The following is a 13483-nucleotide window of genomic DNA, read 5'->3' as shown; positions in this document are numbered from 1 at the left end:
GGTGCAAGTCATCTAATAAACTTCTCTATATAGAATTTTTGACCTAAAATTTTCGCCCTAAAGGGGTTTTATACAAAGACCTGCACCGACCTGCACCTTTTGACTTTTAGTCCATAAATTCAGACTTTAAACGAAGCCCTAAAACCACCATTCCGGCTTTCGTTTTCTTGCGTTCATAGCCTTCAATTTCAAGGGCTGTATAAAAGTCCGCCGTGCTTCTCGTCCATTCGCCTGTTCTCTGGCAATAGGCCCGGTAATCCTGGTAAAACTCACCCGACTTTTGCGTGTATGATGGATCAATCTCACAGCATTCCTCGAGAAAGCCTGAGAGCCAGTCGTTATTCTCCCGGTATCTATGAATGGCATCAGCCACACATTTCGGAATGGGGATTTTGAAGTCTTTATCGATGGCTTTTCTCGCGCCCTCAATAATCCAGGAAAGAATCGCTCCGCCCGCATGTTCCACCAGATAGTCCGCATAGTTTTTGATATCCGCCTTGCCTTTAATCTTGGCCTGAAAGGGAATGACGATGAGCCTTCGCCAAGTGCCGTCATCATTGGCCCCAACTTTGGGGAGATGGTTCGTATAAAGGACAAGGGTATGAGTCGGGGTAAATTTGAAAGGGTCTTTATATTTCTTTTCTCCGGAGACAAGGTCTGTAGAACAAAGCTGTTTGATGACGGAAGTATTAAGCCGCATGCCTTCTTCTAGCTCTGCCGCAATGACCAGCCGTTTTCCTTTCAGCTCAGCAATCTCAGGCTTTACATTTCTTCTGCATCCGACCGTCAAAGCATCTGCCGAGATTGTACCGCTGTAGTTTCCCAGCACCTTAGCAATGGAGTTCCAAAAGGTCGACTTGCCGTTCGAACCTTCTCCATAGGAAATAATCAGGGCTTCCATATAGACCTTGCCGATAGCGGAAAGCCCTACAATCTGCTGGACATATTCGATGAGTTCCTGATCACTTAAGAAAAAGCCCGAGACCGCATCAAGCCAGAGTTTCTCATTTTTCGTATCGGGCGAGACCAGAGTGATTTTCGTCATATAATCTTCAGGCTTATGTGGCACCGCTCCTTGAAGGCCTTTTGTCAGATCATAGGCAGCAGTAGGCGTATTCAGCATAAAATCCTGACTGTCAAAATCCTGAATCATTTTAAGGAGCATGGGCTTTGCCGCCTGAAGTGCGGAAGTGACATACTTCATGTCACGCCTTTTCATGACAAAATTTTTATAGGCAAGGGCGACTCGATATAAATCAAATGTTTTCTTTTGTTCCGGCTCGATAGCTTTCTCCAGCGTCCTGCCGCCTGCCTGAATGAGTTCTTGGGTTACCCCTGATTCCGTGAGAAGCTTTGTCGCTTTTCCAAGCACAGCCTTTGCTTCTTCCAGCTGTTTGTCCAGAAAGTCCTGACAGACACCGACCGCTCTTTGCCTTGATTCCTCCCAATGCGTCCCGTTATAGGTCATGTAGTCTGTCGCATCGGTGTAGACGAGGATCTCGCCTTTTTCTCGGGTCAAGACCTTAGCCTGACCGATATCTGAAAAATCGGGCGGCATAAGTGAGAAGTCCTTGCCGTATTCTTCCGGAGGGATATAGCCTTCCTGTGCAGATACTTTCTTTCCGAAGCGCATCGCACTTTGCCAGATGGTTTGAAGTTCATGATCCGAAAGCGGAGGATTACAGAGGTCAGCCTTTTTAAGAAACATCTCATGGGCTTCCTCCGTTGCGCCAAGCCTTATGATGATGCGACCGGCATAGTGCGAGAGTGTCTTATTTCTTGCGCCTTCCGGAATCTCGCTTTGTGCTTCATCCCACTTTGCAAAATCATCTCGGATAAAGTCCGTGATAAGCTGATCTCCTTCACGCCAAATGACCTCCGTATCGGGGTTTCCGTACATGAAACGGGCACTTCCCAAAGCTCCGGCATCGAAGAAGGAAAAGAGATCGGCCAGTTCTTCTTTGAGGTCTGCATAGCCTTCGCTATCTCTTGTTTCAGGGATGGGAAAGTAGACATGAAATCTCGGCCTTGCGGATCTCATGCCTTTTTCCTTCATGTGATTTCTACTGGTAGCGATAGCGAGAGAGACACCGTCAAAGAGACTTAGGATATCCTCAGGTAGAATCCAAGTCTCAGGATCATCGCTTTTTTCGTTATCACAGTCCATGCTGATATGATCGGATTCGATAAAATTTGCATTGCTGCGATACTTGTTTTGATACTTTGCCGCCACATGGTCAAAGGAGACCGCATCCTTGAAAGCCGCTTCGTCCGTTACATCAAGCCTGTTCGGATAGTAGACATTGGATTCTTGTCCGCAGGTATCTGCTGTGTAAATGGTTAGTTTCATTCGACTTCCTCCTGCACCACAGGGATGCCCAGCTTCTTTGCCGCCTGCATTTCCTCAAACATCCCGAAGCTAATCTGATGGCCAAAGACATGAACCTCATCGCAGTGGCGCATAATTTCAAGGTTCATCTCCATTGCTCGCTCTCGCTCGGCGGCTTTGCTGTCATCCATAAACTGCGGAAAGAGAAGATGAGGAGCGATGGGGATATCGCCTTCCTGAACAATTATTCGGCAGTATCCCTTGGCCTGTTCCGTGTTCGTCTTGATGTCTCCCCGATAAGGGGAGCAGACATAAATGAGTTTGTTCATATAAAAAAACTCCTTTCGATAATTTTCGAGAGGAGCAAAACAAAAGGGATAATGATCCTCTCACTATCCCCTTGGACAAGTTATGCGGTTTTGGGCAATGAGCAAGATAAAATACACATCAAGAAAAAAGGAGCCAGAAAATATATCCGGCTCCCTCTGATTTGGTCCCTACTTCACGACCATCTTTTAATCATTTTGTATTTTTGTTTTTCTCCTGAATAAAAGCAACAACGCTCCCACTGACATACACATCAAACTAAGCCACAAATAAGGGCCACTATCCTCTCCTGTTTTCGGAAGTTCTGTAGGACCTGTCGGCTTCGTCGGCTCTGTTGGAGTTGTCGGCTTCGTCGGCTCTGTTGGAGTTGTGGGTTTTGTCGGCTCTGTCGGAGTCGTTGGTTCTGTCGGTTCTGTTGGAGTCGTTGGTTCTGTCGGTTCTGTTGGAGGTGTATAGCTATTGGTTACAGTAAAGCCCGTTTCCGCATTACCGGTAACAGCGCTCGTGTAGCCGTTCCCAACGGCTACTTCTTCAATTGTGTAAACAATCTTCTGGCCGGCCTTGTATTCGTCAAGATCTGTGAAGGTATCCGTCCAGTTGTTGGTTGCTGTCAGAACCAGGGTCTTGCCGGTGTCTTCGCCGTCAGCTAAGAGCTTAATGGTGACCAATTTAGGTCTCACGCCGTACTGGTTGTTTCCGTCCGCCCAGGCCTTCGTCACCTGTACGCTGGTCTTGCCCGGTGTGTGTGTGTTGGTCACGTTGTAACCGGAAACTTCTGAGCTGTACTCGGAAACCGCATCTTCGGTGATGGTGTAGGTGACGAGCTCGCCCGCTTCATACTTCGGCAGGTCGGTAAAGCTCCACGCCCAGCCGTCCGCTTCCGTAACGGTCTTGGAATCAATCTCCGTGCCGTTCTTTAATAGACGAATAGTGATGGACTCCGGTCTCATGCCGTCCTGGTCGTTGTTGTCTTCCCAGGTCTTGGTTCCGCTTACGTCAACAACTTCCGGTGTCTTTGTATTCGTTACCTCAAAGCCTGTTGCCGCATCACCCGTGATGACACTGGTGTAGCCGCTTCCCAAGGTCAATTCTTCAATCGTGTAAACAATCTTCGTACCGGCCTTGTATTCATCAAGATCCGTGAAGGTATCCGTCCAGTTGTTGGTTGCTACCAGTACCAAGGTCTTGCCTGTATCGACCCCGTCAGCTAAGAGCTTGATGGTGACCAATTTAGGTCTCACGCCGTACTGGTTGTTTCCGTCCGCCCAGGCCTTCGTTACCTGTACGCTGGTCTTGCCCGGTGTGTGTGTGTTGGTCACGTTGTAACCGGAGACTGCACTGCTGTACTCAGAAACCGTATCTTCGGTGATGGTGTAGGTGATGAGCTCGCCCGCTTCATACTTCGGCAGGTCGGTAAAGCTCCAAGCCCAGCCGTCCGCTTCCGTCACGGTCTTGGAAGCAATCTCCGTACCGTTCTTTAACAGACGGATGGTGATGCTGTCCGGTCTCATGCCGTCCTGGTCGTTGTTGTCTTCCCAGGTCTTGGTTCCGCTTACGTCAACGACTTCCGGTGTATGCGTATTCGTGACCTCAAAGCCTGTTGCCGCATCACCCGTAATGACACTGGTGTAGCCGCTTCCCAAGGTCAATTCTTCAATCGTGTAAACAATCTTCGTACCGGCCTTGTATTCATCAAGATCCGTGAAGGTATCCGTCCAGTTGTTGGTTGCTACCAGTACCAAGGTCTTGCCTGTATCGACCCCGTCAGCTAAGAGCTTGATGGTGACCAATTTAGGTCTCACGCCGTACTGGTTGTTTCCGTCCGCCCAGGCCTTCGTTACCTGTACGCTGGTCTTGCCCGGTGTGTGTGTGTTGGTCACGTTGTAACCGGAGACTGCACTGCTGTACTCAGAAACCGTATCTTCGGTGATGGTGTAGGTGATGAGCTCGCCCGCTTCATACTTCGGCAGGTCGGTAAAGCTCCAAGCCCAGCCGTCCGCTTCCGTCACGGTCTTGGAAGCAATCTCCGTGCCGTTCTTTAATAGACGAATAGTGATGGACTCCGGTCTCATGCCGTCCTGGTCGTTGTTGTCTTCCCAGGTCTTGGTTCCGCTTACGTCAACAACTTCCGGTGTCTTTGTATTCGTTACCTCAAAGCCTGTTGCCGCATCACCCGTGATGACACTGGTGTAGCCGCTTCCCAAGGTCAATTCTTCAATCGTGTAAACAATCTTCGTACCGGCCTTGTATTCATCAAGATCCGTGAAGGTATCCGTCCAGTTGTTGGTTGCTACCAGTACCAAGGTCTTGCCTGTATCGACCCCGTCAGCTAAGAGCTTGATGGTGACCAATTTAGGTCTCACGCCGTACTGGTTGTTTCCGTCCGCCCAGGCCTTCGTTACCTGTACGCTGGTCTTGCCCGGTGTGTGTGTGTTGGTCACGTTGTAACCGGAGACTGCACTGCTGTACTCAGAAACCGTATCTTCGGTGATGGTGTAGGTGATGAGCTCGCCCGCTTCATACTTCGGCAGGTCGGTAAAGCTCCAAGCCCAGCCGTCCGCTTCCGTCACGGTCTTGGAAGCAATCTCCGTACCGTTCTTTAACAGACGGATGGTGATGCTGTCCGGTCTCATGCCGTCCTGGTCGTTGTTGTCTTCCCAGGTCTTGGTTCCGCTTACGTCAACAACTTCCGGTGTCTTTGTATTCGTTACCTCAAAGCCTGTTGCCGTATCACCGATAACCGCATGCGAGCCATCAGCCCCTTCAGCAGAATTACCAACACCCTCTTCTGGAAGCTCCGTCTGGGGCAGCTCTACATCCACCGACCCAGCTGGCTCAGCCTCAGCACTAGGACCTACATCGCTCTCCTCTGAAACTTCTGACACATCCTTCCAGACGGCTTTAACTACAGTATCAGAACGAATTTGCACTTCTTCATTGGGAGCATATTCCGTTCCACCTATATCCCAGGTTTTAAAAGTGCACCCTTCAGGGGCTATGAATCCGTTTTCAGGCAATGTAATGTATTCCATACATGCCACGGTAAGCGGCTTCATTTCTCCACTACCGCCATTTGCATCATAACTGACCGAAACTTCAAAATCTCCAGATGTTTCTGCTGCAGCGATAGGCATAAAGGTCGAAACCAAAGGACTAAATATTAAGACAAAAGCAATGAGCCAAGAAAAGGCGAGTTTAGTTTTTGATCGTTTTACCATAACTGTTGCCACCTCCTAAGTAAAATTATTGTATCATCTGATAACATAATGTGCTCATACGATGAAAGAAAAGAGATAACCCAATTCCCTCAATCTCTTTCATAATTAAGCACAGAAGAGGGAGGCTCAGGATAGCAGGCAGACCACACATGACCCTCTACAATAGCTATAATCTTACTTATTATACCATATTGAGTCCTCCTTTAGAAACCCTTTTTTGCAAAAACAACGAGTAACTAGGCTTTACTCTCAAGTAATCACTGTCTCAAACAAGTCTTCCACCTTGCAATCCAAAGCGATGGCAATCTTCATGAGAACATCCATACGTACCGGCTCATTCTTACTCAGTTTTGCAATTGAGTTAGAACTAATCTTTGCCGCATTTTTTAGGTCTACTTTCTTCATGTTTTTATCAATCAAAAGTTTCCACAGCTTGTTGTATTGAATTCTCATGGTGTTTCTTTCCTGCTCCATTTCCATCCGAACAATGCCTCCTCATCATTATCAAGTTTCAAAACGGTGTTCTTTTTGACAATGTCCTGTGCCTCTCTGTCATAGCTATCAGCTCGATCAAAGGCGATAAATATCTGTTTGTCTGTCTCGCTTGCATATAGCTGTAAAATTCGCTCCACCGTCTCATAAGAAATATTTGCAAAGAGCAATGAGTCATGTGCCATAGCCGGCAGAACGGTATTTCTCAGCGTAGCCAAGTCGTAAATCAACATCCCCTTAAAATTAGTTCCCGTACCGGTATCCTTGGGTGTTTCAAAAGAGTAGCTGTTGTACTCCTTAATATTGAGTACTGGAGGGTTATCCAATCCTTGGGAGACAACATCACTAATCCCTGCCATACTGCTATTGACTTTAGAATTAATCTCGTTAAGCACCATTCCTGTCTGGGACTTAAGGCGGTCACTCGCTTGTTTTTTCTCATTTTGTAATCTGTTTCTTGTTTCAAAAGCTTCGTTTTCATCTTCTAATTTATGGATCCTGCGGTCGAGTTCTGTGTAAGTGTTTAAAAACTCCTGGCTAAAAGCCATTGACGGTTGGATGTTCTCTAATGCCTTCTGCAGACTTTCAATTACTCCTTTAAGCGGCTGAATTTCCTCTTTACTTTTTTCTTGTTCAGCTTCCAGCTCATCGTGCAAAATGGCCTGAATCTTGTTATGGAAACGCTCAACATCCAAAATTTTAGCCAGGTTTGCTTCCGGAAAAAACTCCTGCAGATTCTTTAAATCCGCCTCTGTCGGATATACTCCTTGAGTAAGATTAAGACTTATTAAATGTAGATCATTTTCTTTGTGTCGAAGTTTCCGCCTGGCATCCTGAATTGCCATCCGCAATTCATTAGTTTGTTCAGCCTTCTTGACTTCTTCTTCACTGAAAGATTGATCGCCGCTCAACTCTAATTCTGACTTTTTCCTTTTCAGTTCAGAAATTATCTGGATGTTTTCCTCATATTTTTTCATTCCATCAACAGCAGACGGAATAAACTGATATCTTCGTGCTTTACGAAAAGCATCTATTCTAGCCTCAGCTGTTTTTAGTTGCTGTTCGAAAGCTTCAATCTCAGCATATTGATTATAAAGAGCAACAAGGACACGGATCGCTTTTTCTTGATTCTCTGATTGCCCGGTATCCTGTAGCGGGCGAAATTCGTCATAATTCTTTTTCCCATAAATCCTGAAAAAACGGCTGATTGTATTTCTGAATTTAAGACCTGGCAAATCCATCTTGTATTTTTTACATAACCAATCAGTAAAATCCTGCAGGTCAATCTCATTCAGAATATTGTCGTTCTCATCAACCCTAAAAATACTATTCGCCTGTGCAGTACTACGAACAAATCGATAATCGATGCCGTCAAACTCAAAAACAAATTCAATGTTATGATTTCCGAGTTGTTTTACAGCATCACTTGAAAGGTACGTATTTCCACCAAATACAAAATCGATGATGAGGAGCATAGTTGATTTCCCGATGGAGTTTACACCTGTCCCTCCGCCCAGGATAATATTCAAGCCCTTATGAAATCGAATAGGCTCCCTTTTTTGCCCATTCACTTTAAAAAGTTCACAGCTTATTTTTTTGAGCATCTGGCGATCCTCCCCTCATTCTCTATTAATCGTATTTCACCCAGTGCATAGAGAATGTCTAGTGCATCTATTAATTCCAAAGGACCGCTCAGTACTCCATCAATGCTGTGCAATATCTCGTATGGAGAAAGAGGTTCATCCAGCACTTCTAGTACATAAGAAATCTTTGAGAGTGCTGTTTCACTATATGAAAACAGTTTATTTGGTAAAAGCATCAAACACCTCACACGACTGTATAAAATATGCAATCACGATGTAACAATAAAAGATATCTTGCTTGGTAATGGCATGCAATTTTTCTGATATAGCAGTATAAATTTGCTCGGGACTATACTTCTTATCCGCAAGCTTTTCATATGCGGCTTTTATTTGCGCCCTCAGCAAAAGATCATTGAACAATTTCTTCCTCGCCGCGTCTTGCATTGATTTCTCAACAAACAAGAAATATTTAGTTACATCGCTCGTAACCTGGTTAAGTAATATGCTGTGACTTCCTTCATCAATTTTCTCGGATACACTCAGAGCCTCATAACTAATTTCAATAAAATCTTTAGGTTTTGCTCTTGAGAGATTGGAAACAACCTGGCCGATACCCTTTTCAATACCTATTGTGTCAAGCACATTTTTTGAATCACGGGTTTGCATCTGCACTTTTTTAATGGCTTGCAACGCTGTTTCTTCAGCTTTAGTATGTTTAAAGGCGTATTTCTGAAAACAGTCATGGCATAGAGCTATAAAAGATCTATATGTAACACTTTTACTGTTGTCTATGCGAGCTGCTTCATAGTCTTCAACAGCGTTATTATCGATGTCTTCAACTTGCAAACTTTTACTGCAGCCCGGCATAGAGCATATATGCTCAGAATCCGCCAACAGAGAGGAACCAAAGGATGTTTTAGCTTGGCTTGAGGTGTTTTTTGCGAGAGTTAATCTGCGCTCATTTTCCAATTTTGGATTTATGATAAATTCCAGGGATTTTTTAAATAGCTCGAAAAGAACCTCGCCTACATTATCTTTATCAACACTTTCGTGAAAAGGTCTTATGCTTTCAGCAAGCGACCCTTTTACAACATCTGTCCTGTCATAATTTATAGATTCAACAAAATTATCTTTTGTAAGTCGCCCCAGCATTGCTTTTGCCAACTTTTTAGTAGGCCCTTTCGTATAGAACTTCCGTAAGGATGCATCCTTATTGACCTGTTCTGACGAAGGGTCTTTTTTTGTTGTCCAATCCTCTTCAGGAATATCACAGAGCATCTGAATCAAGGTGCGCATAAATTCCGGAATATCCGCATCTTTCATAAGGTACGGATGTACAGCATGGACTAGTTCATGAAACAACATCCCTGCGACCTCCTTAGCAAAGTATCCAAAGTATCTCACGTCATCTCAAAACATCTAATTCCAGGATAACCCCCTAAGTACAATAGGAGTAATCGAAGAATAGTGTGTAAATTATATCGCCTTTTGTCTGATTTTACAACTACAGCTTGGCGAACACCAAATTTTCTTTGATTAGTAATCGCAAATCTCTAAAAAGGAGGTGACAAGTATGGCCAAGCGAAACTCAAAGCAAACTTCAAGAAAAGTTGCTCGTAAAGCTTCTCGCATTTTGCGAGACGGACGCTACAGCAAAAATTCAAAGTCTGTGGCAGGCAGCGCTTTATCGCAAACCAAGCCTAAGCGCAAGTAATTTACCCGGCAGTACAGAGACAGCCCTTAACTGGACAGCCTGGATTGCCAAAGTCGTAACCAACCTAAAAATTATCTAAAGCCGATCTGTGCACGGAAAGGCAGAGGATACAGAAAACGTCAAAACACTGCACCAAGCAGTTCATGGCGATTTCAGTACCTTTCTTTTCTGTGCCCATTTTTCGGCTCTAAAGGTCTCGTGTACTGAATCGCACGGGACCTTTTCTTTATTCCTTTGCCCTTTCCTCCAGACGGCGGAAAGGACAAAAGATGAAAAATTTAGACAAACAAAGTCAATCCAAGAAACAACGCTACTACCCGTTAAGAAGACCGGACGACCCCTATAGCGTCGACCTTATCCCGGTCAGTGAAGAAATCTATCAGGAACTAAATCAAAGCATCAATCGAATCCGAAAGCAGGAACAGCGGGCATGTCGCTGCTTTTGCCCCAAACACCTCTTTTGGAAGTGTGCGGCTGACTGTGATGTCTGCCCTTATCACAAAAAAGGAGAATTCCTTTCGCTGGATGTGCAAGTCGCAGATGAAAACAGGGTCTTCAGCACGCTTATCGACCTGATCGCAGATGAATCAGATTTATCTGAAGAGCTGGAAGAAAAAGCATTCAAAGAAGCTATCCACGCTGCAATTCAAAGCTTGTCTCCCCGTGACCGGGAAATAACCCGTCTCTTCATGGACGGTCTTAGCGAACGAGCTATCGCATCTAAAATCGACTGTCCAAGAAAAACCGTGAACTACAGAAAATCGGTCATTTTCAAAACCCTGCTGGAGAAATTAAGTGACTGGTTTTAGGCCATCAAAAACTTTTTTCAATTTCGTTTGCCCAAAATCCCTCCTCTTGTCCAAGGGGAGGGTGAAGGGACAAACGATACCTGCCCTTCGGATAGGAGGAACGCCAATGAAACGAGCAAGAGACCCGGATGACAAACAGCTGATCGGACTACTTATCACCATCAGCATCATGTCAAAAAGATTAGCACAAGAACTCATGAGTAAGAGAAAGGAGGCCAAGTATGGAGCAAATGCAAATCTATGAACACGAACAGTTCGGAAAAATCCGAACACTGACAAAAGACGGAGATATCTGGTTTGTCGCAACGGATATTTGCGATGCACTGGATATCAAAAACACAACTGACGCTGTTAAGCGCCTGGATGATGACGAACGGTCTAGATTCAATCTAGGTCGTCAGGGAATGACCAACTGCATCAATGAGTACGGCTTATATAACTTGATCCTAGCCAGCCGAAAACCTGAAGCGAAAATCTTCAAACGCTGGATCACGCACGAGGTGCTGCCGGACATCCGCAAACACGGAGCCTACTTGACTCCTGCGAAGCTAGAAGAAGTACTTCTTAATCCGGACACCTTAATTCAGCTGGCAACGGAACTCAAAAAAGCAAGAGAAGAACGTGATGCCCTTTCCATCCGGAATTCGCAGCTCACCGTTCAAAACACAGTCATGCAGCCTAAGGCGGATTACTTTGATGAGCTGGTGGACAGAAACCTACTCTCTAATTTCCGCAATACGGCAAAGGCGCTCGGTGTTAAGCAAAAGGAGTTTATCGACTATCTCCTGAGCCACGGCTACATCTACAGGGATGCGAAAGGCACGCTCTTTCCTTACGCCGAGAAAAATGACGGTCTTTTTGAAATCAAGGAGTGTTTCAACGAGAAAACCGACTGGAAGGGCTACCAGACGCTGATTACGCCAAAAGGTCGTGAGACATTCCGTCTTCTTCTCGAAGGAGGTGTCTCATGAGCAGAATCAAGTTACTAAAAGACATTGTTGATGATATGCACGCTTTGGCGGATAGCCTTGGCACATTGGCATCAGCACTCGAGAGCGACAAGCCTGTGGTTCCGGAGAAGCCTGCAAAACCCGAACTCAGCCTGTCCGATGTCAGAGCCGTTCTCGCCAAGAAATCGCAGGCAGGTTTTACCAAGGAGATAAAGGCGCTGATTGAAAAGTACGGTGCGGAGAAACTCTCAGCGGTAGAACCCATGCACTACGAAGCCTTGCTAAAGGAAGTGGAGGGATTAAAGAAATGACGGCACATGCCATGTTATCCGCTTCTTCTTCCTACAGGTGGCTACACTGCCCACCCTCGGCAAGGCTGAACGCAAAGGTCAGAGACGAAGCATCGCCCTATGCCTTGGAAGGTTCAGCGGCACACGAGCTTGCGGAATACAAGCTGAAATCCGCCCTCAGCATGAAAGCGGATGACCCGACGGAAAACCTCTCCTACTACTCAAAAGAGATGGACGATGCGGCAGCCTTCTATGCCGACCATATCATGGAGTGTTTGGAAGGGATTAAGCAATCCACCGCTGACCCGATTGTCCTGATTGAGCAAAGGCTCGACTTCTCCGACATCGTGCCGGAGGGCTTTGGCACAGCGGACTGCATCATCATCGCTGACGATACGCTCTATCTCTGGGATTTTAAGTACGGAACAGGGGTGCTGGTCGAAGCGGAGCAAAATCCTCAGCTTATGCTCTACGGCCTGGCGGCAAGCTTACTCTTTGACAGCATCTACGATTTTGACGAAGTCAAAATGACTATCTTTCAGCCAAGAAGAGACAATATCTCAAGCTTTACTTTGCCAAAAGAAGAACTCTACGGCTGGGCCAAAGAAACTGTAAAGCCCATTGCCACACTGGCCTTTGAAGGCAAGGGTGATTTCTCAGCCGGAAGCTGGTGTCAGTTCTGCAAGGTAAAAGCGACCTGTGCAGAACGAGCAAGTGCCAATCTTGAACTGGCTAAGTATGACTTTAAAAGACCACCGCTCCTGACAGATGAGGAAATCGAGTCTGTCCTAGACAAACTTGACGAGCTTTCCGCATGGGCCAAGGATATCAAGGACTACGCCTTGACAGCTGCCAAATCCGGCAAGAAATGGGCGGGATTTAAGCTCGTCGAGGGCAGGTCAAACCGTAAGTACAGCGATGAAAAAAAAGTCGCCGAGACGGTTAAGCAGGCAGGCTTTGACCCTTATGAAAAGAAGGTCTTAGGCATCACTGCCATGACTCAGCTTCTCGGCAGGAAACAGTTCAGCGATCTCTTAGGAGATCTCGTGATTAAGCCTCAGGGCAAACCGACGCTTGTACCGGAAAGCGATAAAAGACCGGAAATGACAAACATATTTGATGATTTTAAGGAGGAAACGATCCATGACTAAGAATCCAATGAAAGTAATTACAGGTAAAGACACTCGCTGGTCCTACGCCAATGTGTGGGATCCAAAATCCATTAATGGCGGAGTGCCGAAGTTCTCGGTATCTCTCATCATTCCGAAAAGCGACAAGAAAACCATTGAAGCCATCAAGAAGGCGATTCAAGCCGCCTACAAGGAAGGCGAAGCGAAGCTGAAAGGCAACAGCCGTTCTGTCCCTCCGCTTGAATCCATCAAGACACCGCTTCGTGACGGTGATACGGAGCGTCCGGATGACGAAGCCTATGCAAACAGCTTCTTTCTCAACGCCAACTCAACCACTCAGCCAGGCATTGTCGATGCCAATGTGCAGCCAATTCTGACCCGCTCGGAAGTCTACAGCGGAGTCTACGGCAGAGCATCGATTAATTTCTATGCCTTCAACTCCAACGGCAATCGCGGAATCGCCTGCGGCTTAAATAACCTGCAGAAAATCCGTGACGGAGAACCCTTGGGAAGCCGTACCAGCGCAGAAGACGACTTTGCTGATTTTGTTGAAGACGATGACTTTTTGAGCTAAGGAGACTATCTCATGTTTTGTGAATACTTTTCTCAGCTCTATCAGCTTTTCACAGCAACGCTTCTTG

14 protein-coding genes are annotated in these 13483 nt (G+C 46.0%); 7 read left to right on the top strand and 7 right to left on the bottom strand.

Annotated elements, in window-relative coordinates; genetic code table 11:
• Window positions 1-106 precede the first annotated feature (106 nt).
• The 7 genes from AC4PHI_RS00740 to AC4PHI_RS00710 all read right to left on the bottom strand — a co-directional run bounded on the left by AC4PHI_RS00740 (window position 107) and on the right by AC4PHI_RS00710 (window position 9314).
• Window positions 107-2350 (bottom strand): phage/plasmid primase, P4 family, encoded by a 2244-nt coding sequence (locus AC4PHI_RS00740; protein WP_492200426.1) that lies wholly within the window; start codon window positions 2348-2350, stop codon window positions 107-109.
• Window positions 2347-2658 (bottom strand): DUF7768 domain-containing protein, encoded by a 312-nt coding sequence (locus tag AC4PHI_RS00735; RefSeq protein WP_492200425.1) that lies wholly within the window; start codon window positions 2656-2658, stop codon window positions 2347-2349. The genes AC4PHI_RS00740 and AC4PHI_RS00735 overlap by 4 nt, the downstream gene beginning before the upstream one ends.
• Window positions 2659-2844: 186 nt before the next feature.
• Window positions 2845-5874 (bottom strand): Cna B-type domain-containing protein, encoded by a 3030-nt coding sequence (locus AC4PHI_RS00730; protein ID WP_492200424.1) that lies wholly within the window; start codon window positions 5872-5874, stop codon window positions 2845-2847.
• Between the two features lie 249 nt (window positions 5875-6123).
• A complete protein-coding gene (locus tag AC4PHI_RS00725; protein ID WP_492201505.1) occupies window positions 6124-6327 on the bottom strand; it encodes a helix-turn-helix domain-containing protein in 204 nt (67 codons plus the stop codon).
• Window positions 6324-7970 carry a DUF2326 domain-containing protein gene (locus tag AC4PHI_RS00720; protein WP_492200423.1) on the bottom strand — a complete coding sequence of 549 codons (1647 nt, stop codon included), beginning with the start codon at window positions 7968-7970 and terminating at the stop codon, window positions 6324-6326. Before AC4PHI_RS00720 ends, AC4PHI_RS00725 begins: the two co-directional genes overlap by 4 nt.
• Window positions 7955-8185, bottom strand: a complete 231-nt coding sequence (locus tag AC4PHI_RS00715) for an ABC-three component system middle component 7 (protein ID WP_492200422.1) — start codon at window positions 8183-8185, stop codon at window positions 7955-7957. Before AC4PHI_RS00715 ends, AC4PHI_RS00720 begins: the two co-directional genes overlap by 16 nt.
• Window positions 8169-9314: an ABC-three component system protein gene (locus tag AC4PHI_RS00710; protein ID WP_492200421.1), complete on the bottom strand. Its 1146-nt coding sequence runs from the start codon at window positions 9312-9314 to the stop codon at window positions 8169-8171. The genes AC4PHI_RS00715 and AC4PHI_RS00710 overlap by 17 nt, the downstream gene beginning before the upstream one ends.
• Before the next feature lie 208 nt (window positions 9315-9522).
• On the opposite strand from AC4PHI_RS00710, the gene AC4PHI_RS00705 reads away from it, so the two are divergent.
• The 7 genes from AC4PHI_RS00705 (at window position 9523) to AC4PHI_RS00675 (ending at window position 13416) form a co-directional block, all read left to right on the top strand.
• Window positions 9523-9663 carry a hypothetical protein gene (locus tag AC4PHI_RS00705; protein ID WP_492200420.1) on the top strand — a complete coding sequence of 47 codons (141 nt, stop codon included), beginning with the start codon at window positions 9523-9525 and terminating at the stop codon, window positions 9661-9663.
• A 269-nt stretch (window positions 9664-9932) separates the two neighbouring features.
• A complete protein-coding gene (locus AC4PHI_RS00700) occupies window positions 9933-10472 on the top strand; it encodes a sigma factor-like helix-turn-helix DNA-binding protein (RefSeq protein ID WP_492200419.1) in 540 nt (179 codons plus the stop codon).
• A gap of 106 nt (window positions 10473-10578) precedes the next feature.
• A complete protein-coding gene (locus AC4PHI_RS00695) occupies window positions 10579-10716 on the top strand; it encodes a hypothetical protein (protein WP_492200418.1) in 138 nt (45 codons plus the stop codon).
• A complete protein-coding gene (locus AC4PHI_RS00690) occupies window positions 10694-11443 on the top strand; it encodes a BRO family protein (protein WP_492200417.1) in 750 nt (249 codons plus the stop codon). Before AC4PHI_RS00695 ends, AC4PHI_RS00690 begins: the two co-directional genes overlap by 23 nt.
• Window positions 11440-11733: an rRNA biogenesis protein rrp5 gene (locus tag AC4PHI_RS00685; RefSeq protein WP_492200416.1), complete on the top strand. Its 294-nt coding sequence runs from the start codon at window positions 11440-11442 to the stop codon at window positions 11731-11733. Before AC4PHI_RS00690 ends, AC4PHI_RS00685 begins: the two co-directional genes overlap by 4 nt.
• Window positions 11730-12863: a DUF2800 domain-containing protein gene (locus tag AC4PHI_RS00680; protein ID WP_492200415.1), complete on the top strand. Its 1134-nt coding sequence runs from the start codon at window positions 11730-11732 to the stop codon at window positions 12861-12863. The genes AC4PHI_RS00685 and AC4PHI_RS00680 overlap by 4 nt, the downstream gene beginning before the upstream one ends.
• Complete coding sequence (locus AC4PHI_RS00675) at window positions 12856-13416, top strand: DUF2815 family protein (RefSeq protein ID WP_492200414.1); 561 nt, start codon at window positions 12856-12858, stop codon at window positions 13414-13416. The genes AC4PHI_RS00680 and AC4PHI_RS00675 overlap by 8 nt, the downstream gene beginning before the upstream one ends.
• Window positions 13417-13483: the final 67 nt, after the last annotated feature.

The sequence above is a fragment of the Vagococcus sp. QWL-13 genome, from assembly GCF_058683555.1.
The sequence above is the reverse complement of the archived record's forward strand: the minus strand, read 5'-3'. Positions and strand labels throughout refer to the sequence as shown.

What these genes read in the sequence shown, in the direction of transcription:
- AC4PHI_RS00740 (WP_492200426.1), bottom strand. Translation starts at nt 2,350, where the DNA reads ATGAAACTAACCATTTACACAGCAGATACCTGCGGACAAGAATCCAAT.
- AC4PHI_RS00720 (WP_492200423.1), bottom strand. Translation starts at nt 7,970, where the DNA reads ATGCTCAAAAAAATAAGCTGTGAACTTTTTAAAGTGAATGGGCAAAAA.
- AC4PHI_RS00715 (WP_492200422.1), bottom strand. Translation starts at nt 8,185, where the DNA reads ATGCTTTTACCAAATAAACTGTTTTCATATAGTGAAACAGCACTCTCA.
- AC4PHI_RS00735 (WP_492200425.1), bottom strand. Translation starts at nt 2,658, where the DNA reads ATGAACAAACTCATTTATGTCTGCTCCCCTTATCGGGGAGACATCAAG.
- AC4PHI_RS00710 (WP_492200421.1), bottom strand. Translation starts at nt 9,314, where the DNA reads ATGTTGTTTCATGAACTAGTCCATGCTGTACATCCGTACCTTATGAAA.
- AC4PHI_RS00725 (WP_492201505.1), bottom strand. Translation starts at nt 6,327, where the DNA reads ATGAGAATTCAATACAACAAGCTGTGGAAACTTTTGATTGATAAAAAC.
- AC4PHI_RS00680 (WP_492200415.1), top strand. Translation starts at nt 11,730, where the DNA reads ATGACGGCACATGCCATGTTATCCGCTTCTTCTTCCTACAGGTGGCTA.
- AC4PHI_RS00685 (WP_492200416.1), top strand. Translation starts at nt 11,440, where the DNA reads ATGAGCAGAATCAAGTTACTAAAAGACATTGTTGATGATATGCACGCT.
- AC4PHI_RS00675 (WP_492200414.1), top strand. Translation starts at nt 12,856, where the DNA reads ATGACTAAGAATCCAATGAAAGTAATTACAGGTAAAGACACTCGCTGG.
- AC4PHI_RS00690 (WP_492200417.1), top strand. Translation starts at nt 10,694, where the DNA reads ATGGAGCAAATGCAAATCTATGAACACGAACAGTTCGGAAAAATCCGA.
- AC4PHI_RS00700 (WP_492200419.1), top strand. Translation starts at nt 9,933, where the DNA reads ATGAAAAATTTAGACAAACAAAGTCAATCCAAGAAACAACGCTACTAC.
- AC4PHI_RS00705 (WP_492200420.1), top strand. Translation starts at nt 9,523, where the DNA reads ATGGCCAAGCGAAACTCAAAGCAAACTTCAAGAAAAGTTGCTCGTAAA.
- AC4PHI_RS00730 (WP_492200424.1), bottom strand. Translation starts at nt 5,874, where the DNA reads ATGGTAAAACGATCAAAAACTAAACTCGCCTTTTCTTGGCTCATTGCT.
- AC4PHI_RS00695 (WP_492200418.1), top strand. Translation starts at nt 10,579, where the DNA reads ATGAAACGAGCAAGAGACCCGGATGACAAACAGCTGATCGGACTACTT.